Consider the following 19916-nt stretch of genomic DNA (forward strand, 5'->3'; position numbering starts at 1 on the left):
CGCTGGGTACAAGCAAGGTACATACCAGACCGGACCCCGGTCGTCGGAACACATGCGTCTTCCGGACGTCGGCGACGGCCCGCCGATCGGCCACGTTGGCCCGTCGACCAGGCGGGCCGTATCCCTTCTTACGCCACTAATAGATGGTTTGTACCGGGACGGAGAGGTGCTCGGCGTAGGCGGTTGCCGCGTTGTGAGCAGCCGGTCCGCCGCCGATGACGAGTAGGCCGACCGTTGCGTTCCCGGGAGGAGCCATGGCCGGAGCTACCCGCTCAGCGCCTCGACACCTGGGCGAGTCCATCGACATCGGTGCCGGCCTGGCCGCATGACGGTGTCGTATGCGGGTAGCCGTCCGAGAACCCGAACCCCTGGAGGAGATCCGACGTGAAGGTCGTCGCCGTCCTCTACCCGGACGACAACCCCGACCGCCATCCCGACGTCGCGGCCAGCACCGCACGCGGGCTGGACCTGGCCGAGCGGCTCGAGGCCGACGGCCACGAGATGGCCAGCACGAGCGACACCGGCGATGGGCTGGACGAGCACCTGGCCGACGCCGAGGTCGTCGTGACCACGCCGTTCTGGCCGCTCTACCTGGGCCGCGAGCGCATCGAGAATGCGAAGAACCTGAAGCTCGTGATCACCGCGGGCATCGGGTCCGACCACATCGACACCTCCGCGGCCACCGAGCACGGCATCACGGTCGCCGAGGTCACCGACTCGAACGTGGTGAGTGTGGCGGAGCACAACGTGCTGCAGATCCTGGCGTTGGTGCGCAACTTCGTTCCCGCCCACCAGCAGGTCCTCGACGGCCGGTGGGACGTCGCGGACGCCGCTCAGGAGGCGCACGACCTGGAGGGCAAGACCGTCGGGCTCGTGGGCCTCGGCGCGATCGGCGCCCGCACGGCGCTGCGTCTCAAGCCGTTCGACGTGACGACGCTGTACTACGCGAACCACCGCCGCAGCCCGGCCGACGAGGCGACGCTCGGCGTCAGGTACGCGCGCCTCGACGACCTGGTCGCCGAGTCCGACGTGATCTGCGCGGCGCTGCCGTTGAATCCCGGCTCCGGCGCGCTGTTCGACGCCGAGCGGCTGGAAGCGATGAAGCCCGGGTCGTGGCTGGTGAACACTGCGCGCGGCGCGATCGCCGACGCGGACGCGGTCCGGAAGGCGTGCGAGTCCGGGCACCTGGCCGGCTACGCGGGCGATACGTGGTACCCGCAGCCCGCTCCGGCCGACCACCCGTGGCGGGACATGCCGCGGCACGCGATGACGATCCACTACTCCGGTATGACCGTCGAGGCGCAGCGCCGGATCGTCGCGGGCGTGCACGAGATCGTCGGTGCCCACCTGGCCGGCGAACCGATCCCCGAGGACTACGTCGTCGCGGCGCCGTCCCCGGAGGGGGAGAGCTGATGGAGCACGAGGACAACCACATCGACACCCCGCGGGCACGGGAGTTCGTCGCCGCGCTGCGCAGCTTCGAGCAGGACGGGAACCCGTCCGGGCTGGTCGCCCAGTTCGCCGACGGGGCGACCGTGTGGCGGCTCGACGGCCGCGCGGAGCGCACCGACGTCGAGGCGTTCTGGCGCGAGTACCGCGACCAGTTCGAGCGGGTCTCGACCACGTTCCGCAACGCCGTCGAGAACGACCGAGAGGTGGCTCTCGAGTGGGACAGCGACATCGTCCCCGCCGGTGGCCACCCGACGACCTACCGCGGTGTGACCGTGCTGGAGATCGACCCGTCCGCCGACGCCGTCACCGCTCTGCGCGTCTACTACGACACCGTCGCGGTCACCGGCGGGACGTTCGTCCGCAGCTAGGTCGATCGCCCACAGAACCCGGTCCCTGGAGGTTCCCCACCCATGCCCACTGTCGCCTCGCTGCTCGTCTCGGCCCTGGCCGACCACGGCGTGTCCACCGTCTGGGGCGTCGTCGGTGACGCCCTGAACCCGGTCACCGACTCGATCCGCCGCGAGGACCGCATCGAGTGGATCGGTGTCCGTCACGAGGAGGCCGGCGCGTTCGCCGCCGGTGCCCAGTCCCAGGTCACCGACCGGATCGGCGTGTGCGCCGGCACCGTCGGCCCCGGCTCGGTGCACCTGCTCAACGGCCTCTACGACGCGAAGAAGTCGCACACACCGGTGCTGGCGATCTGCGGGCAGGTCCCGCGCGCGGAGATCGGTTCGGACTACTTCCAGGAGGTCGACAACGATCGTCTGTTCAGCGACGTCGCCGTGTTCGCCCAGACCGTGATGACCCCGGAGCAGCTGCCATCTCTGCTGGAGCTGGCCGTGAACACGGCCTACGCCCGGCGTGGTGTGGCCGTGCTGACCATCCCGGGCGACGTCGGTGGCGCGGAGGTCCCCGGCGACGCGGCCGACCTGCGGTTCGTCGAGCAGTACCCGCCGGGTACCCCGGCGCCGTCGCTGGTTCAACGCGCCGCCGATGCGCTGAACGGGCGGAAGGTGACGATGCTGGCTGGTATCGGTGCGCGGGAGGCCCGCGACGAGCTGCTGGCCGCCGCCGAGGAGCTGGCCGCGCCGGTGGTGCTGTCGCTCAAGGCGAAAGAGGGCCTGGAGCGGGACAACCCGTACCAGGTCGGCCAGTCCGGGTTGATCGGGAACCCGGCGGCGCAGTACGCGCTGGAGCACTGCGACACGCTGCTCATGGTCGGTACCGACTTCCCCTATCCGGAGTGGCTGCCGTCGGGCAAGACGGTGATCCAGATCGACGCCGACGGCGCGCACATCGGGCGGCGCACGCACGTCGATCTCGGGCTCGTCGGCGACGCCGCCGCCACGCTGGCCGCGCTGCAGCCGCTGCTCGCCGGGCCCACCGACCGGGCGCATCTGGAGTCGTCGCGTGAGCGGTACACGAGCTGGGCCGGGCGGCAGGAGGCCTTGGCCGACCCGGACCACGACCGCAAGGCCACGGGGCGGCTGCGGCGTCTGTTCGACAACCCGGACCACGCGATCCGCCCCGAGCAGCTGGCCGACGCCCTGGACCGGCACGCCGCCGACGACGCGGTGTTCACCACCGACACCGGGATGCCGACGGTCTGGCTGTCCCGGTTCGTCACGTTCCGCGGGACCCGCCGGCTGCTCGGCTCCTACAACCTCGGCTCGATGGCGAACGCGTTGCCCCAGGCTCTCGGAGTGTCCGCGACCGACCGCACGCGCCAGGTCGTCGCTTGCGCGGGCGACGGCGGCCTGACGATGCTGCTCGGCGAGCTGATCACCGCGGTCGCCCACCGGCTGCCGGTGACGGTCGTGGTGTTCGACAACTCCCGGCTCGGCATGGTGAAGCTGGAACAGGAGCAGGGCGGGCTGCCCGAGCACGGCACCGAGCTCGCGAACCCGGACCTGGCCGCGGTGGCCCGTGCGTGCGGTCTGCACGCGCTGCGAGTGGAGAAGCCCGGCGACGTCGACGACGCGGTCGTCGAGGCGCTGGCCCACGATGGGCCGTCGCTGCTCGACGTCGTCGTGAACGCCGACGAGATCTCCTTGCCGCCGAGAACCTCCGTGTCCCAGGCCTGGGGCTTCGCGGTCGCGAAGATGGACGAGACTCTCACGTCACGCGGCGGCTCCTGACCGGAATCACGTCGGGAACGGTGCAACGCGGCGGGTGCACCTCGGCGTGAGTCGCGGCTACCCATCACGTGGGCTTGTCGTGGGCCGGCGGGCTACCCTGGGTGACGATAAGCCTCATATCGCCGCGTTCCCGAGATGATTCTCAGAAACGGCAACCACGTGCCTGAGCGGGCTGGACCCGGCAGCTGCCGCCCCGACCTCGACAACCGAGCAACGCGACGGTGGCGCCGGCCGGCCCGCACACGTGTAGTCACACGTCGGTTATCGGGTCTGTGCGGGGGGAAGTCCTCTGCCGTGACCGACGATATGCAAGCAGCCGATGAGCCGGACCCGCTCCACCTTCGCCCGGACGGTGTCTCCGACGACGCTGTCGCGACGGTGGGCAAGATGAACGAGGCTGTGGAGTTGATCGAGCGTGCCCGCGGGCACCTGTACGCGTTCCACCAGCTGACCGGCTACGCCGACGAGATCCTCGACGGCATCGTCGACGGGCTCACCCGGGCTGGACGGCCCGACGTGGCCGCCCGGATCTCGGAAGAGCTGATCGGGCTGAACGTGATCGCCGGCCGATGGTCGTTCCAGGTCGTCGAGGAGTACGACGACGGCTACTACCAAGCGTTTCGCGACATGGACCGCGCGGTGCGAGACGCGCTGGTCGGCGGACGCCGCCACGTGATGGAAGCCGAGACCAAGGAGCGTCGCCGGACCCGCGGGAGCACCGGACATGCGGCTCGGCCGCACGAGGTCTCCGGCTCATCCTGACCGATTGTGGTCGACGGCGGCCGCGGGGCGGTGGATCCGCGCGTATCCCACCTCGGGTGGGCTGGTTCGTGAGAGTGCTGTCTTGTTTGGTGAGGGGGCCGGCGGGAAAACGTGACCGTGAACATGAGGACCTGGATCGAGTCGTGGCCGGTCTATCGACAGTTGACCGGTGGCGACCCGCTCGGGCGCGGGACGGCGTCCCGTTCGTCGGAAACCGAGCGGTGGCGGGCCCGCACCCGTAACGCCGATGGCGTCACGAAGTCGGTCTGCCCGTTCTGCGCGGTCGGGTGTGGCCAGAATGTGTACACGGAGGGCGGGAGAGTCACCCAGATCGAGGGAGACCCGGACTCCCCGATCAGCCGGGGGCGGTTGTGCCCGAAAGGGTCCTCGTCGCTGTCACTGGTGACGTCGCCGTCCCGGGTCACGACGGTCCGGTACCGCAGGCCCCATGGCACCGAGTGGGAGGACCTGGACCTGGACACCGCCGTCGACATGATCGTCGACCGGGTCCTGGAAACCCGACGCAAGACCTGGCAGGACACCGACCCGGATGGACGGCACCTGCGACGCACCATGGGCATCGCGAGCCTCGGAGGGGCGACCCTCGACAACGAGGAGAACTACCTCATGAAGAAGCTCTACACCGCCCTCGGCGCGATCCAGGTGGAGAACCAGGCCCGCATTTGACACTCCTCTACCGTCCCCGGTCTGGGGACCTCGTTCGGCCGTGGCGGCGCCACCAACTACCAGCAGGACCTGGTCAACTCCGACTGCATCGTCATCCAGGGCTCGAACATGGCCGAGGCCCATCCCGTCGGGTTCCAGTGGGTGATGGAGGCCAAGCGCCGTGGCGCCACCGTGATCCACGTCGATCCGCGGTACACGCGCACGTCGGCCGTCGCGGACCTGCACGTCCCGATCCGGGCGGGCACCGACATCGCCCTGCTCGGCGGGCTGATCCACCACGTTCTGGAGAACGGCGCGTACTTCGAGGAGTACGTGCGGGCCTACACGAACGCGCCGATGATCCTGCGTGAGGACTTCGCCGATACCGAGGAACTCGACGGCCTGTTCTCCGGCTTCGACCCGGAGATCGGCGCCTACGACACGACAAGCTGGCAGTACGAGAACTCTGACGTCGAGGCGGCCGCAGGCGCACGCGACGAGCCACCACACCACGAACGCGGCGAGATCGCCGGGGCCGGTGGCGCCCCGACGGATCCCGTCCCGCACCGCGACGACACGCTGACCGACCCTCGCTGCGTGTTCCAGCAGCTCCGGCGCCACTACGCCCGCTACACGCCGGAGGTGGTGGCCGATGTGTGTGGCATCCCTGAGGCGACGTTCGTTCAGATGGCCGCCGCGCTGACGTCGAACTCGGGGCGGGAGCGCACGTCCGCGTTCTGCTACGCGGTCGGTTGGACCCACCACACGGTCGGCGTGCAGTACATCCGGGCGGCGTCGATCCTGCAGGCGTTGCTGGGCAACATCGGGCGCCCGGGCGGCGGGATCCTGGCGCTGCGCGGGCACGCGAGCATCCAGGGCTCCACCGACATCCCGACGCTGTTCGACCTGCTGCCCGGCTACATCCCGATGCCGCACGCGCACCGTGATCAGGACCTGGAGTCGTTCGTGGACTCCAACGCCGGTGAGAAGGGCTACTGGGGGCACATGGACGCCTACCTGGTCAGCCTGCTCAAGGCCTGGTTCGGCGATGCGGCGACGGTGGACAACGACTTCTGTTTCGACCATCTGCCGCGTCTCGACGGCGACCACTCGAGTTTCCACACGGTCGCCGGGCAGGCGCGTGGGAACGTGCCGGGCTACTTCGTGATCGGTGAGAATCCGGCCGTCGGCACGGCCAACTCCCGGATGCAGCGGGCAGGCCTGGCGAACCTGGAATGGCTGGTCGTGCGTGACTTCAGCATGATCGAGACGGCGACGTTCTGGAAGGACGGGCCGGAGATCGAGACCGGCGAGATGGTGACCGAGGACATCGGCACCGAGGTGTTCTTCCTGCCGGCCGCGAACCACACCGAGAAGGACGGCACGTTCACGAACACCCAGCGGCTGCTGCAGTGGCACCACAAGGCCGTCGAGCCGCCCGGTGACGCCACGTCGGACCTGTGGTTCTACTACGAGCTCGGCCGGCGGCTGAAGCAGCGTCTGGCAGGCTCGGCCGATCCTCGCGATCGCCCGATGCAGGACCTGACCTGGGACTACCCGGTCGACGGTCACGGCGACCCGAGCGCCGACGCCGTGCTGCGGGAGATCAACGGTGTCGACGCGGACGGAAACGCCCTACCCGGCTACACGGCCCTGCGAAACGACGGCTCGACGTCGTCGGGCTGCTGGATCTACTGCGGCGTCTATGCCGACGAGGTCAACCAGTCGGCCCGCCGCAGGCCGGGCGCGGAGCAGGATCTGATCGCCGCGGAGTGGGGCTGGGCATGGCCAATGAACCGGCGGATCCTCTACAACCGGGCCTCTGCCGATCCGGACGGCAACCCGTGGAGCGACCGCAAGCGCCTCCTGTGGTGGGACGGCGAACGCTGGGCCGGAGACGATGTTGCGGACTTCCCGGCCTCGACTGCACCGGGATACCGTCCGCCGGCGGGCGCCAGGGCCGAGGAGGCGCTCGGAGGCGACGAGCCGTTCATCATGCAGGCCGACGGGCGAGCGTGGCTGTTCGCGCCGGCCGGTCTGGCGGACGGTCCGATGCCGACGCACTACGAACCGCAGGAGTCCCCTGTGGACAACCTGCTGTACCCGTCGCACCGTGCGAACCCCGCGCGCCAGGAGATCGATGCGACGGGCAACCGCTACAACCCCGGCCCGGGCTCCCCGGGTGCGGACGTGTTCCCGTACGTGTTCACCACGTTCCGGGTCACCGAGCACCACACTGCGGGCGGGATGAGCCGCTGGACGCCGCACCTCAACGAGCTGCAGCCGGAGATGTTCCTCGAGGTCTCGCCCGAGCTGGCGAGCGAGCGTGGCCTGCAGAACGGGCAGTGGGGGCATGTCGTGTCCGCGCGCTCGGCCGTCGAGGGACGGGTGCTGGTCACCGAGCGCGCGAAGCCGCTGCGCGCCGGGGGGCGGACGATCCACCAGATCGGCGTTCCGTGGCACTGGGGCCCGAACGGTCTGTCCACAGGGGACGCTGCGAACGAGCTCTTGTCGGTGGCGTTGGACCCGAACGTGCACATCATGGAGACCAAGGCCGCGACGTGCGACATCCGCCCCGGGCGACGCCCGCACGGGCCGTCGCTCGTGGACTACCTGGCCGACTACCGGCGTCGCGCCGGTCTGGAGGACTGAATGCCCAACTCGTGGTCCGGCCCGCTCGCCGACCCGAGCGCGGACGCCGGCTACGCCGCTGATCATCCACCGCGGGTCGGGTTCTTCACCGACACGAGCGTCTGCATCGGATGCAAGGCGTGCGAGGTGGCCTGCAAGGAGTGGAACGCGCTACCCGCCGACGGTGCGGGCACAGAGCGTCCCGGCGATGACGTGCTGAGCCTGACCGGCATGAGCTACGACAACACCGGTGGGCTGGGCGGGTCCACGTACCGGCACGTCGCGTTCGTCGAGCAGCGGGTGCCCGCCCGGCAGTCGCCGCAGGTCGACCTCGGCATGCCGGCGATGGATCTGCCCGGCGCCGTCGAGTCCGGTGTGGACCGTGCCGACGCGACCGAGGTGCGCTGGCTGATGTCCAGCGACGTCTGCAAGCACTGCACGCACGCCGCCTGCCTGGACGTCTGCCCGACCGGCGCCCTGATCCGCACCGAGCACGGCACCGTCCTGGTGCAGCAGGACATCTGCAACGGCTGCGGCTACTGCATCCCGGCCTGCCCGTACGGCGTGATCGACCAGCGCCAGGGTGACGGGCGCGCGTTCAAGTGCACGATGTGCCACGACCGCCTCGGCGAAGGTCTCATGCCGGCCTGCGCGACCGCGTGTCCCACCGAGTCCATCCAGTTCGGGCCTCTCGACGAGCTGCGCGAACGCGCGAACGCCCGCCTGGATGAGCTGCACGGCAGTGGCGTCGGGGAAGCCCGGCTCTACGGTCACGACGACAACGACGGCGTCGGCGGGGACGGAGCGTTTTTCCTGCTGCTCGACGAGCCGGAGGTCTACGGCCTGCCACCCGATCCGGTCGTCACGACGCGGGACCTGCCGTCGATGTGGCGACACGCGGCCGCCGCGGCGCTCACCGCCGGCGCAGCGGTCGCGGTCGCGTTCCTGGGAGCGCGGCGGTGAGCGCGCGGGAGAAGCGCCGTCGCGGCGGCCGCGGCGAGCGGCTGATGGTGCCCGAGGCCGAGTTTCGGTCCTACTACGACCGGCCGATCATCAAACCGCCGGTGTGGAAGGTGCCCGACGTACCCGGCTACCTCTACCTCGGTGGAATGGCCGGTGTGACGGCGATGCTGGGCGAGCTGGGCTCGGTGTCGGGGCGTCCCGCGCTGCGCCGGGTCGGTCGGCTTGCATCCGCGGGCGGCGCCGTGGCCAGCGTCGTGTTCCTGATCCACGACCTCGGCCGTTCGGAACGCTTCCTGAACATGATGCGGGTGATCAAACCGACCTCACCGCTGTCGGTGGGCTCGTGGATCCTGGCACCGTTCGGTGCGCTGGCCGGAGCGACGGCCGCGTCCGAGGTGACCGGGCTGCTTCCCGGTGTCGCCCGGTTCACCGGCGCAGGAGCCGGGCTTCTGGGGCCTGCCCTGACGACCTACACCGCAGTTCTGCTCTCCGACACGGCGGTCCCCGCCTGGCACGACGCGCACCGCGAGCTGCCGTACCTGTTCGCCGCCAGCGCCCTCGCCTCCGGCGGCGGAGTCGGGCTCCTGGCCGGGCTGCCCGACCGCGAGGTCCGTCCGGCCCGTCGAGTGGCGGTCGCCGGTGCGGTTGCCGAGCTGGCCGTGTCCGAGATGTTGGAACGCCGGATCGGCTACTCCGCCCGCGCGTACCGGACCGGCCGGGCCGGGACGGTCCTGCGGGCCGCACGTGCCGGCACGGCGCTCGGCGGTCTCGCGGCCACGGCGTCCGGCCTGCTTCGAGGGCGCCGCGGCCGAATCGCCGGCGCGCTCGGGGGGCTGCTGCTCAACGCGTCCGCCGCAGCCACCCGCTACGGTGTGTTCGAGGCCGGGATGGCCTCGGCCCGCGACCCCGCCTACACCGTGGTGCCCCAGCGCACCCGGCTCGCTGAGAGTGGCGGTACGTCGGTGTCCGGCTGCCGAGCGTGAATCGTGGGCCGCGGCTCAGCCCAGCAGCTCGTCGATCGTCGGCACCTCGGTCTCATACCGTCGTTTCCGGTTACAGGTGTGGATCGCGCTGCGCACATCGCTGACCTCGGCCGGGTCGCCAAAGGCGCTCGGATGCCGCGATGGTGCCGAGGGAGTTCTGCCGGATCCGGGTGGTGACGAGCTCGTCCTTCGTCGGGTGCGCACACGGCAGCGGCGGTACCGGTCGAGATGCCGGTGTCGAGGCCGTTGTAGACGGTCGGGGTCCCGATGCGGAAGCCGCAGGCCAGGTCGGCGTAGGTCTCGCCCTTACGCAGGTAGGCGACCACGAGCAGGGCCTGGCGGCCGGCAGGCAGCTTGTCCACATGCCCTTGACCTGCCCGTCCACCAGGTTGGCAAAGGCTCACAGTCGCGGTCGTGGACGAGTTCGCCGTCTCGGCGCGGGGCGAGTTCACGTGTGCCCGTGCCTGGCGTGTGGTGGATAGGGGATCGGTGTCGTTCGGCGCCGCCTACGTGTGCTGCTCGGGCTTGGTCGTGGGCGTCGCCGGTGAGCATGATGGTCCGCGACCAGCGCCTACCAGCGGTGCTTCACGGTGCTCCCACAGCTCTCGGAACGGCAGGTGCGCTATTTCACCGCGGTCGATCACCGCGACCACGAGGCGCTCGGGGCGGTCACCGTGGGATCCGGGGACGGGGTGGTCATCGCCCGCTACATCCGCGACACTGCCGGCCCGGGCTGCGCCGAGCTGGTAATCGTCGTGCTCGACGCCTGGCAGCGCCGCGGGGTCGGCCGGGAGCTGATGCGGGTGTTGTGTCGGCGCGCCCGCGAGGAGGGAATCACGGCCCCGCGGGCCGAGTACCTGAGCGAGAACCCCGCCGTGCCCGCGCTGCTGCGCCGGTTCGGGCACGTGCAGACCGAGGCTGCCGGGTCGACCTCCACCGCGGTGCTGGATCTGACCGCGACCCCGACCGGCGACGCCGCGAGCATCACTGACCCGAGCATGTCAGCGGCCTCGTGTAGCTGGCGAATCAGACGGGTAGGCCAGACTGTGTCCTGCTTCAGTCGCCGTTCTCGCCATGCCGCCCTCGCGCTCTTGCTGGCCTCGGTGATCGGTGTAGCCGGTTGCGCGGGTGGGAGCGGTCGCGGCGGTACCGACCAGCCCGGAGTGCCCGGCCCCGCGAGTGTGGCGCCGGGCCCGGCCGGCGCCACGCAACGCACCTCGCTGGCCATGGCGTCGGTCAAGGACGTCCAAGCCGCGCTGCGCACCAACGACGTCGACGACCCGGAGTACTGGGCCCAGGTCCTCATCGAGGCGCGTCCCTATCCCGCCGGGCAGGCCGGCGAGCAGAAGCTGCGCGAGGTTCTGGCCCGTTTCCGCGCCGACCCCGACACAACTGGCCGGATCACCAACACGCTGACGCCGTGACCCGCTCAGATCGGACAGCGCTATCGGCCTGGGCCATCATGCAGTTCGTGGCGGATGGTGTGGGCCGGTGGCTGGCGACTAGGTTGTTGCGGCGATGAGTGGCCGAGACGAGCGTGTGAGCAGCCAGGCCGGGCAGACCAGCGATCAGCGGGTCGGGGCGCAGCTGGCGCGGGTTCTCGACGCCGCCGCCCGGGATCTGCTGTCGCGCCGGGACAGCGGTGACGACGTTGTCGAGGACATCCTGCAGTTGATCGTGGCGGGGGCGGTCGCGTCGATCCCGCACGTGGACCGGGCGGGAATCTCGTTGATCGAGCCGGACGGCACGGTCTCCTCTCGGGCCCCCACTGACGGGATTGTCGCCGAGCTGGACGAGTTGCAGAACGAGCTCGGGGAAGGCCCGTGTCGGGACTCGATCCGCCATGAGCACCGGGTCCTGATCGAGGACATGGCGGCCGCCGGCGCCGACCAGTGGCCGCGGTTCGCGCCGACCGCGATCGCGCGTGGGGTGGCCACGATGTGCTCATTTCAGCTGTTCACCCGCGACGACGGCACGGCGGGTGCGTTGAACCTCTACGCGGGGCGCGCGGGCGCGTTCGACGAGTCCTCGCTGGACACGGGGGCGCTGTTCGCCTCGCACGCGGCGCTCGCGCTGCACGGCGCTCAGCGGGCGGCCGGGTTGAGCGAGGCGTTGCGGACCCGGGACGTGATCGGTCAGGCGAAGGGCATCCTGATCGAGCGGTTCACTCTGTCCGAGGAGCAGGCCTTCGCGATGCTGGTGCGCAGCTCGCAGGAGACGAACCTGAAGCTCCGTGATGTGGCCGCCTGGCTGCTCGACGAGGCCCCCCGGGGCCGGGCCGGCCCACCTACTCGGTGAGCGCCCGGCGACCGGCGTGGGAGCGGGCCGGGATCGGTGTGGGGCGGCCCCGCGCGCTGCGCTGGTGAACACCCGGGGCCTACGCGGGCCGCTCGCCCGGGCGACCGGCCCCCGTACGCCCGGGGTACCCGCCGTACGACCGGCCACCCACTGTCCGCTCGGTCGTTGCGCCGGCTAGCGCTGCTTGTGCGGAAAGTGCGGTTGGTGGCCGTTGCGGTCGGCCATCTGAGTGCGGGCGAGAATCTGACGGTGGTCGGTCCACCACCCCAACCCTGCGCGGGCGTCGGCGAGGTGGCCGGGGTCGTGGCCGCCGAGGTGGTCTTCGTAGCGGCGGCGCCGGCTCTCGACTGGGCCGGGGTCGGTGTAGCTCCAGCGCAGGAACCGCTCGGCGGCGTCGCGGTGGCGCCGCCGCTCGGGTTCGTCGAGGCCCTGGGTCGCCAGCCACGCCACAAACGGCGCGAGCAGCTCGCCCAGATGCCGCTCCCACCCGCCCAGCTCCTGCTCGACCCGGTCGTGCTCAGGTTGGTCGGGGTCGGGGTCGGGGTGTTCGCTCGCCGGGCTGGGCGATAGACCGACTCGCAGGCTCTCGAGTCGCAGCCCGGCGTCCCACCATGGTTCGTCGCCGGTGGCGGGCCCACTATTCGAGGTCGCGGTCATGGCCGGTCACCGTCCTCGTCGTGCCTCGCGGCGCCGTCGGGCTGGTCGGTGGGATCTGCGTGCGTGTCGGGTTCTGCGGGTGTCTGGGGTGCACGGTCGAGCAGGTGCTGTTCGCAGCGGTCAGCGGCGGGCGCGAGGCGTAGCCGCCGGTCGGAGATCTGTACTCCGCAGATGTCGCAGCGGGCGAAGGTGCCCTCGGCGAGCCGGCCGAGGGCCGCGATCACGTCGTCGCGGTGGCGGGTGAACTCGCGCGGGTCGTCCGCGTCTCCGGATGCGGCGGTCATTCCGGCTCCGGGCCGGTGAGCGCGGTGAGCGCGGTGGTCAGTGTCGGGTAGGTGGCCGGCGCGTTGGCGGGGTGCAGGAACCGCAGGGTCCGGGACGCGGGCGCGGCCTGGTCGACGACGAGGACCACCGTTCCGCCGTGGTGGCGGGCATGGTCACGGGAGGCGAGGATGACGGCGAGCCCGTGTGCGGACAGGACGCTCACGTGGTTGAGGTCGAGCACGATCCATCCACCCGCGCCGGCGATGACGGTGTCGGCGAGCGCGGTGGCGGCGACGTCGGCGGTGGCGATGTCCAGGTCCCCGGCGAGGGTGACAACCGTGACGTCCGGCCGCGTGCGAGTGATCCGGACGCGCACACCGCTCCCCGGCGGCGCGTCATCGTCGTCCGGCTTGCCCGCGGCGCGTGCCGCGTCCGGAGCCGGCGCGACGACGGTAAAAGGCCGATCCGGTGGCGTGCGCATCGCGTCGTGCGGCGGCGTGGTCATCACGTCGGGTCCTTCGGATCCGGACGCACGGGTGTCGCCATGCGTCGACGGGAAGCCGGGACTCGTGGGTGAACCTCTGGCTGCTGACCGGCGCGTCGATGTCCGCCTTGCACCGTCCGGCTGCATGAGCAGCCATCACACCGCGCCGACAGTGACCGTACCCGGCTGATATCACGGGCGTCGAGCCCAGCCCGGCGGATCTGTGCCGGCGGATCACAACGCCTGGGCCGGCACTGCAGCGTCAACGGCCGACGAAGTGCCAACGGGAGGCGGGTGGAGTGGCCTGGTCCAGGTCGCGGACGAGCTCACCGTCGATTTCGAGTGCGCCATCCATCGGATGGCTCCGACCTGCGAGCACTGTGGTTGCCGAATGATCGGGCACGGCGTGCACGCCGCCGGTCGCTTCTTCTGCTGCCGGCACTGCGCCGACACCGCCGTGGCGGGGCGCCGCCCAAGCAGGGCGCCTGAGTAGCCCGCTACTCGTGCCCCGGTCCGCGCCCTGGACGTCGGTTGTGCTCACCGCTCGGCCCCGGAAGCCGGGAGTGATCATCTGAGGCCCGTGCCCGAACCACGACCCGACAGCCGGCGTCGGAGGTGCGAAACCCGAGCGTAGCGCACTCACACTGCGCGCTGCTGGCCGGCTTCGGCCTCGTGGTGTGCGTGGTCGGGGTGGTGGTCGCGGTACGACCGGCTTTGGCGTGGTTCCCCTGGGCGCTGGCCGTGGTCACCGTGATCGCACTGGTTGATCTCGAGTGCCTGCGTTCCCGGAGCGCCTTCTTGGCTGGCAGGCCGGGCCGGGAAATCCCGGCCCGGCCCCGAGACGTCAGTCCGCGCTGAGTGCTTCGACCAGCTCACCGACCTGCGGGTTCGACAGCGAGCGTGCGACGTCGGACAGTGCCACCATGCCGACGAGTCGCCCGTTGTCGATGACGGGCAGCCGACGGATCCGATGATCGGTCATCGTGGCCAGTACGTCCTCGGCTGAATCGTCCGCGCCGATCGTGACGGCTTCGGCCTGATTGAGGTCACCGGCCGGGAACGACGAGTCCCGGCCCTGCCCGAATACCTTGCGGACCAGGTCGCGGTCGGTGACCACACCCTTGATCTTGTCGTCAGGGCCGCAGATCGGCAGGGCGCCGACCCCCAGTTCGGTCATCCGCCGGGCGGCCTGACCGGCGGTGTCGGTTGTGCGGACGCATTCGGCGGTCGGCTGCATGATCTTGCGTGCTGTTGTCAACGATGCTCCTCTCCGGCGGCCGCGTTACCCGCGGCCGTCGAGCGGTGCGTGTGACGGAGGCCCTTGCTTGACACCGTCTTGAGCACGTCTGGGCTACCCGACAGCTGCGCCGGAAAACGCTACCGGGCGGGGTTCGCTGTTGCTGCGCGCCTCCACCCGCACAGCAGCGTCGCGCTCATCGATCAACCGCACTGCCAGATATCCACGGACATCATTGCTGTTGCCCCACATCCCGATCTACTTCTCCATGTGTGGAACGACGGGAGAACGACAGTGCCGTGCCGTCGCGCCACGATGGGGGTGGTCGTGGTTTACAGGTAGTGGGCTTCGGTGTCGTGGCTGGCTGTGGGTGGGTGTGGGAACGGGTGGAATTGGAAGCGGATCCGGCTGGTCGTGGCTACGGCGGTCGCGTCTCGATCGCGGTGGGGGTCTCCGGGTGGGGAGTCGCTGGCCCTGGCAGGCGGGCTGGCGATCGCGGCGGTGATGACGCCGGCGGCGTGGACGGGGTCGAGCTGGGCGAGGAGTCGGGCGAGCGCGGTTGGGGCGTCGCCGGGGTCGTCCGGGGTTTGGATCATGGTGCGATGTGTCGGGCCGAGCGCCCAGGCGGGGCCCTCGCCAGCGGTGGCGGTGCCGCTGCCGGTCACGGCGGGCAGGACGATATCGAGCAGCCAGCGTGAGGGTTTGCCGGCCAGGGCCGGTGTCCGGTGGGCCTCGATCCCGCTGACCTGGTCAGCGCGCACGAGGCCGTCGGCCCGGGTCTGGATCCAGATGTTGGTCAGGCTCATCGCGAAACCTCCCTGGTGAGGGCGAGCCCGGCCGCGCCCTCTTCCTGATCGGGCTGTTGCCCGGTGTGGCCGGCTGTTCGGGCGTCGGCCACGGCGGCTCGAGCCGGGCAACGGAGTTCAGGTGTCGGCTCGTCGCCCGGATTCGGCTCCCCGATGGGTGTGGGGAGCGGGCTCGCGGGCGGGGTCGGGATCGGGACGGGTATCGGGGTTGTGGTCGGGGTCGGTGGTGGGGTGCTCGAGTTCGGTGATGCGGGCGTGGGCGTCGTCGAGCTGGTCTTGGAGGTTCAGGATCCGGGTGGCGGCATCGAGGGACAGTCCCTGGTCGAACAGTTCCCGCATCCGGGTGGCGATCTCGAGCTGACGACGGCTGTAGCGGCGGTGTCCGCCGGTGGAGCGGTGCGGGGCGAGCACGCCGGCTGTGTCGAGACTGCGCAGGAACGCCGGCTGCACACCGAGCAGTTCCGCGGCTTGGCCCATCGTGAGCGCCGGGTAGTCCTCGTCATCGAGGCGGGACACACCCATCACTTGCCTCCTGCGCGCCGCTCTCGGTGATCGGCTCGGTGGTGTCGCGGCCTCAGCGTCTTCCGCGCCGTGTTCGGACGGGCGGGCGGGTCGTGATATGCGAAGCGGGGCCCGGCAACTGTCGGCCGGGCCCCGCTGGCGCATCAACGTGCTGGTGGATGATCACTGTTGTCGATGGTTCGCAGGCGATCACCTCCCGCAGTGGGTCGATCGGGGCGCCGTCCCGGTGGCGCTTGTCGACATCTTCCGAGTGCGCTCGAAATTGAAGCGCGCGCTGCAGATGTTGTCAACCCGTCCCTGAAGCTCCTGGGGTGCGGCCCCGGCCACGAAAGAGCCGGCCGGGGCCGCGGACAGAGATGAGAGAAGCCCGGATCGGTTCGTGTCGGTATTCGATCACCTCCCCGCGGGACCTCGCGGATCCCGATCATCGTCGTGTGTCGTAGTGGGGTCACCCGGGTCGAGACTCGTCGACCCGGTGACGCCGGCGGGTGTGGCGGTTCGGAGGGCTGCGTTGCCGGGCGCGGCCGTCTGCCGGGGCGGGGTCGCGGCCGTGCCGGGTTCGAGGGCCGGGCCGCGGCGCCTGTGGCCCGCCGAGCCGATTGCGGGTCGGCCGCGGCCGGTGGGTGGCCACGCTCGGGCCGCCGGGCGGGCCGGTGCGGGCCGGGGCGGCCGCCGATGGCGGGTAGTTGGCCGCGATCAGCTCGGCGAACTCGCGGTGCAGCCACTGCGGGTCCGCGCAGACCAGCTCGGCCAGTCCGATCGTGGTGTGCCGCCGCTCCCGATCGGGGACCGCCGTGCGTGCGGTCCCGCCGGCTGCGGCGTCGGTGGGTGCGGCGTCGGTGGGTGCGATGTGGTATCCGATTGCCGACATGGCTGCTCACCTCCCGAGACGCGGACGGTCGCCGGACGCGTGTGCCGGTTGGGCGGCCGTTCTAGACGTTGATCGCCTTGTGGTCGGCGGCCGGGCTGGACTGGATCGAGATCGTGCGCGGTTTGGCCTTCTCCGCGACCGGGATCCGCACGGTCAGCACCCCGGCGTCGTAGGAGGCGCCGATGTTGTCGGTGTCCAGCGAGTCGCCGAGGAACAGCTGCCGCGAGTACACCCCGAGCGGACGCTCGGACGCGATGGTCTCGGTGCCGTCCTCGTGGTGGGTGGGCCGGCGCTCGGCCCGCACGGTCAGCGTGTTGCGCTCCACCGAGAGCTCCACCGCCGACGGATCCACCCCCGGCAGGTCGAACTCGACCACGAACTCGTCGCCGTGGCGCCACGCGTCCATCGGCATCGCCGCCGGCCGCGACCACGTCCCCGCCGAGGAGAAGGCCTGCTGGGCCAGCCGATCGAACTCCCGCAGCGGATCAGTCCGCATCAACATCACAGGTCACTCCCTTCCCCAGCTCACCCCGGGACGGTGTCGCGGGCAGTCCACCCAGGGTGAGCACGCCTGTCGTTGTTCCGGCACCCGACCGGGCGCCGCCATCGAGTTGTTCAACTACCGATGTGTGCGAGGGCCGAGCCACCGCGCGGTGTGGGTGACCTGCCCCACAGGCACCTCGGAATATCTATAGTGTGCGACGTAGTTTTTCTGATGTCAACAGGCAAACGGTGATCCGCCTCGGTGGCGCCGCTGCGGGTCGCCGGCGGGAACGACCAGGGCCCTCTTGGCGGGCCGCGGTGAGCTCTTCGACCATGTCATCGCTCATGAACGTCGGCATCTCGTAGCCGAGGCCTTGCTCGAACGCGCCCCCGATCGCGTCCTTGATGACCTTGTTGACGGTCATCTTGGTGCCACGGATCGCAAGGGGGCGGTCCCTCGGCGAGACGATCGGCGAAGGCGGTCGCCTCGGACAGGAGGGTGTCGTCGGTGCACACGTGGGTCACGATCCCGATCCGAGCGGCCTCGTACGCGGTGATCGGGTCGCCGGCGGGCAGGTAGCGTTTGGCGAGCGCAGGTCCCATCGCCAGCGGTCAGATGGCCGCCGCACCGTCGCCTGCGACAACTCCGATCTGCACGTGGGGGTCGCGGAGGGTCGCAGTGTCTGCCATGAACACCGCGTCGCAGGACAGCGCGATGGTGGCCCCCGAAGTGGCTGCCTCGCTCCTCAGTGCGGCGACGACGGGGATCTCGACATCGAGCAGGTCCCAGACCAGCCTGCGTGCTACTTGGCGGCCAGCGTCGATCACCCCCAGGCCGGCGTCGCGCTGCCACATCAGCGAGCCGGCCGGATCTCTCGGCCCGGTGAAGAAATCCTTCCCTGACCCGGTAAGCACCTGGGGGGAGCTACGCGAGCGGGCTACAACAAGGCCACGATGAGTGGCATTGCAGCGCGGGCCGGCGCCAGTAAGCCCGTCGTGTATCGCCGCTGGCGCAGTCAACCCGAGCTGGTTCTCGTCGCCCTCAAGCGCTTCTCTGTCACCGTCGAGGCGCCCGACACCGGATCCGTGCGCACGGACCTGATGATCTTTCTGGGGCGGATCCTCGACATCCTGGAGCTGCTGCCCGACGGAGCTGTGCGGGGGCTCATCGCCGACACCTACGACGACCCCGACCTCTTCGACGACGTGCGCACGCACCTGGCGGGCTCACGGGTGCACGAGATCACCAGGACGATCCTGCGGCGGGGCCTGGAGCGGGGCGAGGTTCCGCCACGGGAGTGGCCCGCCCGGGTCGTCCGGCTGCCGATCGATCTCCTGAGGAGCGAATACCTCCTCAGTAGGGAGCCGATGTCGGCCGAGGCCGTCGCCGGAATCGTCGACGACGTATTCCTTCCGCTGGTCCGGGCAACGTGAGCGCGCTACGCCCTTGCCGTCATCTGTGGTGCCCACTATTCAGTCACTCGACCGTCGCCCCACAGTGGCGACGTGCTCGACGGAGACCCGATCAGCATCAGTCTCCACGATGATGGGGGCGCGGTTCAGAGAGAGCCGATGGCCGATCTCGCAGCAGATCCGTGCGCGCATCTCCAGGAGCTCGCACCCGGTCCCGGTGTCAACGGCGGTTGAATCCGGCCTCTTCGTCCACCGCCATGACGGCGAACCCGTCCAGGTGCCGGGCGAGGCTGTACTCGAACAGTTCGTCGAGGTCCGGCGTGATTTCCTGGTGCACCTTCGCCAACAGGGGGAAGCGCCCGCTGGCGAACAGTTCCTCGGTCCGCTCCCGCTGCGCCTGCAACCACCGGGCCAGCGTCACTCCGGTCTCCTGCTCGGCCTCGACCTCGTCGGCCGTGGACAGCGCGACGTTGAGCACGAGTGAGTGCAGCGCCATCGCTTCCTGCATCCGCGTCCGCAGCGACAGGCCGAGACCGTCGAGCGCCCGCAGAGTCCACTCGGTGTGCTCCATCATGTTCGGGGCGAGCGAGGGCCGCGTGAACGAGACCGCCTTGGCCAGCCACAGGTGCCGCCAGAACAGCGCCCACTGCCGTCGCGCGACCAGTTCGAGCTTGGCCCGCCAGCCGGCGGGTCCCGGACAGGGTAGTTCCGCGTCCCCGAAGACGAGGTCGGCCATCTGCATGACCAGGTCGTCCTTGTTCGCGATGTGGCGATAGAGCGACATCGGGCCTACCCCGAGTTCGGCGGCGACCCGTCGCATCGACACCGCCCCGGCGCCCTCGACGTCGGCGACCGCGATCGCGGTCCGCAGCAGGTGGTCGCGGCTGAGCGCCCGCTTGGCGCCCCTGACCGGACGCGTCGGCAGCCGGGAGGCGGGCGCGTTCGCTCGACTGGACGGTCGTGGAGTTCCGGGGGCAGCGCTGACCACCGTCCCCGACCCGACCTGTGCTTCGGCCAGTCCGTCGTCGCGCAGTGTGCCGAGCACCCTGGTCGCGGTCGCGATCGCGATCTCCCAGCGGTCGGCGATCTGGCGGATGGACGGCAGCCGGTCCCCTGGCTGCAGCTCGCCGGACCGGATCCTGGCCGCGAGTTCCTCGGCGATCCGCCGGTACAGCGGCTCCGGCCGGGCATCTGACGACATGCACACCTCCTGATCCATTCGCGGAGCCGACGTCAGTGAACTAGTTCAATCGGGCCGGACTAGTGCACTTCTTACAGCCGCCTTA

21 protein-coding genes and 2 pseudogenes are annotated in these 19916 nt (G+C 70.5%); 11 read left to right on the forward strand and 12 right to left on the reverse strand.

The features are described from left to right. Nucleotides 1–384: 384 nt before the first annotated feature. The 7 genes from EV378_RS25110 (at nt 385) to nrfD (ending at nt 9595) form a co-directional block, all read left to right on the forward strand. Nucleotides 385–1413 (forward strand): NAD-dependent formate dehydrogenase, encoded by a 1029-nt coding sequence (locus tag EV378_RS25110; protein WP_132429877.1) that lies wholly within the window; start codon nt 385–387, stop codon nt 1411–1413. Beyond that, complete coding sequence (locus tag EV378_RS25115; protein ID WP_132429878.1) at nt 1413–1820, forward strand: nuclear transport factor 2 family protein; 408 nt, start codon at nt 1413–1415, stop codon at nt 1818–1820. Before EV378_RS25110 ends, EV378_RS25115 begins: the two co-directional genes overlap by 1 nt. Before the next feature lie 42 nt (nt 1821–1862). Beyond that, nucleotides 1863–3590, forward strand: coding sequence for a thiamine pyrophosphate-dependent enzyme (locus tag EV378_RS25120; protein ID WP_132429879.1), 1728 nt, complete (start codon nt 1863–1865; stop codon nt 3588–3590). A 387-nt stretch (nt 3591–3977) separates the two neighbouring features. Beyond that, entirely contained in the window at nt 3978–4352 is a 375-nt protein-coding gene (locus EV378_RS25125; protein ID WP_207908863.1) for a hypothetical protein, read from the forward strand. Between the two features lie 117 nt (nt 4353–4469). Continuing rightward, entirely contained in the window at nt 4470–7670 is a 3201-nt protein-coding gene (gene fdh, locus EV378_RS25135; protein WP_243653758.1) for a formate dehydrogenase, read from the forward strand. Further along, nucleotides 7671–8612, forward strand: coding sequence for a 4Fe-4S dicluster domain-containing protein (locus EV378_RS25140; RefSeq protein ID WP_132429882.1), 942 nt, complete (start codon nt 7671–7673; stop codon nt 8610–8612). After that, nucleotides 8609–9595 (forward strand): NrfD/PsrC family molybdoenzyme membrane anchor subunit, encoded by a 987-nt coding sequence (gene nrfD, locus EV378_RS25145; protein WP_243653759.1) that lies wholly within the window; start codon nt 8609–8611, stop codon nt 9593–9595. The genes EV378_RS25140 and nrfD overlap by 4 nt, the downstream gene beginning before the upstream one ends. 248 nt (nt 9596–9843) lie before the next feature. On the opposite strand, the pseudogene EV378_RS25150 reads toward nrfD, so the two are convergent. Beyond that, nucleotides 9844–9951 (reverse strand): annotated as a pseudogene (locus EV378_RS25150) (transposase family protein); the annotation flags it as partial. A 234-nt stretch (nt 9952–10185) separates the two neighbouring features. Between EV378_RS25150 and EV378_RS25155 the strand changes: the two are divergent. Then, nucleotides 10186–11019 (forward strand): GNAT family N-acetyltransferase, encoded by an 834-nt coding sequence (locus EV378_RS25155; RefSeq protein WP_132429883.1) that lies wholly within the window; start codon nt 10186–10188, stop codon nt 11017–11019. A gap of 94 nt (nt 11020–11113) precedes the next feature. After that, nucleotides 11114–11893, forward strand: coding sequence for a GAF and ANTAR domain-containing protein (locus tag EV378_RS25160; protein ID WP_132429884.1), 780 nt, complete (start codon nt 11114–11116; stop codon nt 11891–11893). Between the two features lie 174 nt (nt 11894–12067). Here EV378_RS25160 and EV378_RS25165 read toward each other — a convergent pair whose 3' ends face one another. From EV378_RS25165 to EV378_RS25175, 3 genes are read right to left on the reverse strand one after another with little or no spacing between them, the layout of a single operon-like run. Beyond that, entirely contained in the window at nt 12068–12550 is a 483-nt protein-coding gene (locus EV378_RS25165) for a hypothetical protein (protein ID WP_132429885.1), read from the reverse strand. Then, complete coding sequence (locus EV378_RS25170; protein ID WP_132429886.1) at nt 12547–12834, reverse strand: TraR/DksA C4-type zinc finger protein; 288 nt, start codon at nt 12832–12834, stop codon at nt 12547–12549. The genes EV378_RS25165 and EV378_RS25170 overlap by 4 nt, the downstream gene beginning before the upstream one ends. Continuing rightward, complete coding sequence (locus tag EV378_RS25175) at nt 12831–13319, reverse strand: STAS domain-containing protein (protein WP_165922472.1); 489 nt, start codon at nt 13317–13319, stop codon at nt 12831–12833. The genes EV378_RS25170 and EV378_RS25175 overlap by 4 nt, the downstream gene beginning before the upstream one ends. Before the next feature lie 256 nt (nt 13320–13575). On the opposite strand from EV378_RS25175, the gene EV378_RS37140 reads away from it, so the two are divergent. Further along, complete coding sequence (locus EV378_RS37140) at nt 13576–13791, forward strand: hypothetical protein (RefSeq protein ID WP_424511275.1); 216 nt, start codon at nt 13576–13578, stop codon at nt 13789–13791. 351 nt (nt 13792–14142) lie between these two features. Here the strand turns inward: EV378_RS37140 and EV378_RS25185 are convergent, their stop codons facing one another. The 7 genes and pseudogenes from EV378_RS25185 to EV378_RS36500 form a co-directional block, all read right to left on the reverse strand. After that, nucleotides 14143–14535: a CBS domain-containing protein gene (locus tag EV378_RS25185; RefSeq protein ID WP_132429889.1), complete on the reverse strand. Its 393-nt coding sequence runs from the start codon at nt 14533–14535 to the stop codon at nt 14143–14145. A 332-nt stretch (nt 14536–14867) separates the two neighbouring features. After that, a complete protein-coding gene (locus EV378_RS25190) occupies nt 14868–15341 on the reverse strand; it encodes a hypothetical protein (RefSeq protein ID WP_132429890.1) in 474 nt (157 codons plus the stop codon). A gap of 117 nt (nt 15342–15458) precedes the next feature. Next, nucleotides 15459–15863, reverse strand: a complete 405-nt coding sequence (locus EV378_RS25195) for a helix-turn-helix domain-containing protein (RefSeq protein ID WP_132429891.1) — start codon at nt 15861–15863, stop codon at nt 15459–15461. A 448-nt stretch (nt 15864–16311) separates the two neighbouring features. Further along, nucleotides 16312–16734 carry a hypothetical protein gene (locus EV378_RS25200; protein WP_132429892.1) on the reverse strand — a complete coding sequence of 141 codons (423 nt, stop codon included), beginning with the start codon at nt 16732–16734 and terminating at the stop codon, nt 16312–16314. A gap of 61 nt (nt 16735–16795) precedes the next feature. After that, complete coding sequence (locus EV378_RS25205) at nt 16796–17236, reverse strand: Hsp20/alpha crystallin family protein (RefSeq protein WP_132429893.1); 441 nt, start codon at nt 17234–17236, stop codon at nt 16796–16798. 187 nt (nt 17237–17423) lie between these two features. Then, complete coding sequence (locus tag EV378_RS35540) at nt 17424–17642, reverse strand: hypothetical protein (RefSeq protein ID WP_165922390.1); 219 nt, start codon at nt 17640–17642, stop codon at nt 17424–17426. Further along, nucleotides 17554–18072: pseudogene (locus EV378_RS36500) on the reverse strand (enoyl-CoA hydratase/isomerase family protein). Before EV378_RS36500 ends, EV378_RS35540 begins: the two are co-directional and overlap by 89 nt. A 60-nt stretch (nt 18073–18132) precedes the next feature. Here EV378_RS36500 and EV378_RS25220 point away from each other — a divergent pair. Next, nucleotides 18133–18651 (forward strand): TetR/AcrR family transcriptional regulator, encoded by a 519-nt coding sequence (locus EV378_RS25220; protein WP_279389683.1) that lies wholly within the window; start codon nt 18133–18135, stop codon nt 18649–18651. A 199-nt stretch (nt 18652–18850) separates the two neighbouring features. Here EV378_RS25220 and EV378_RS25225 read toward each other — a convergent pair whose 3' ends face one another. Then, nucleotides 18851–19831 carry a TetR/AcrR family transcriptional regulator C-terminal domain-containing protein gene (locus EV378_RS25225; RefSeq protein WP_243653760.1) on the reverse strand — a complete coding sequence of 327 codons (981 nt, stop codon included), beginning with the start codon at nt 19829–19831 and terminating at the stop codon, nt 18851–18853. Nucleotides 19832–19916 lie beyond the last annotated feature (85 nt).

It is taken from the genome of Pseudonocardia endophytica (assembly GCF_004339565.1).
In the GTDB taxonomy this organism is placed as follows: Bacteria; Actinomycetota; Actinomycetes; order Mycobacteriales; family Pseudonocardiaceae; genus Pseudonocardia; species Pseudonocardia endophytica.

Bases quoted from the DNA above. Each gene is read 5' to 3' on its own strand.
- EV378_RS25125 (WP_207908863.1), top strand. From the start codon at position 3,978: ATGAACGAGGCTGTGGAGTTGATCGAGCGTGCCCGCGGGCACCTGTAC.
- EV378_RS25165 (WP_132429885.1), bottom strand. From the start codon at position 12,550: ATGACCGCGACCTCGAATAGTGGGCCCGCCACCGGCGACGAACCATGG.
- EV378_RS25160 (WP_132429884.1), top strand. From the start codon at position 11,114: ATGAGTGGCCGAGACGAGCGTGTGAGCAGCCAGGCCGGGCAGACCAGC.
- EV378_RS25170 (WP_132429886.1), bottom strand. From the start codon at position 12,834: ATGACCGCCGCATCCGGAGACGCGGACGACCCGCGCGAGTTCACCCGC.
- EV378_RS35540 (WP_165922390.1), bottom strand. From the start codon at position 17,642: ATGACCGTCAACAAGGTCATCAAGGACGCGATCGGGGGCGCGTTCGAG.
- EV378_RS25205 (WP_132429893.1), bottom strand. From the start codon at position 17,236: ATGTTGATGCGGACTGATCCGCTGCGGGAGTTCGATCGGCTGGCCCAG.
- EV378_RS25190 (WP_132429890.1), bottom strand. From the start codon at position 15,341: ATGAGCCTGACCAACATCTGGATCCAGACCCGGGCCGACGGCCTCGTG.
- EV378_RS25120 (WP_132429879.1), top strand. From the start codon at position 1,863: ATGCCCACTGTCGCCTCGCTGCTCGTCTCGGCCCTGGCCGACCACGGC.
- EV378_RS25195 (WP_132429891.1), bottom strand. From the start codon at position 15,863: ATGGGTGTGTCCCGCCTCGATGACGAGGACTACCCGGCGCTCACGATG.
- EV378_RS25200 (WP_132429892.1), bottom strand. From the start codon at position 16,734: ATGTCGGCAATCGGATACCACATCGCACCCACCGACGCCGCACCCACC.
- EV378_RS25175 (WP_165922472.1), bottom strand. From the start codon at position 13,319: ATGACCACGCCGCCGCACGACGCGATGCGCACGCCACCGGATCGGCCT.
- EV378_RS25115 (WP_132429878.1), top strand. From the start codon at position 1,413: ATGGAGCACGAGGACAACCACATCGACACCCCGCGGGCACGGGAGTTC.
- EV378_RS25185 (WP_132429889.1), bottom strand. From the start codon at position 14,535: ATGCAGCCGACCGCCGAATGCGTCCGCACAACCGACACCGCCGGTCAG.
- EV378_RS25140 (WP_132429882.1), top strand. From the start codon at position 7,671: ATGCCCAACTCGTGGTCCGGCCCGCTCGCCGACCCGAGCGCGGACGCC.
- EV378_RS25225 (WP_243653760.1), bottom strand. From the start codon at position 19,831: ATGTCGTCAGATGCCCGGCCGGAGCCGCTGTACCGGCGGATCGCCGAG.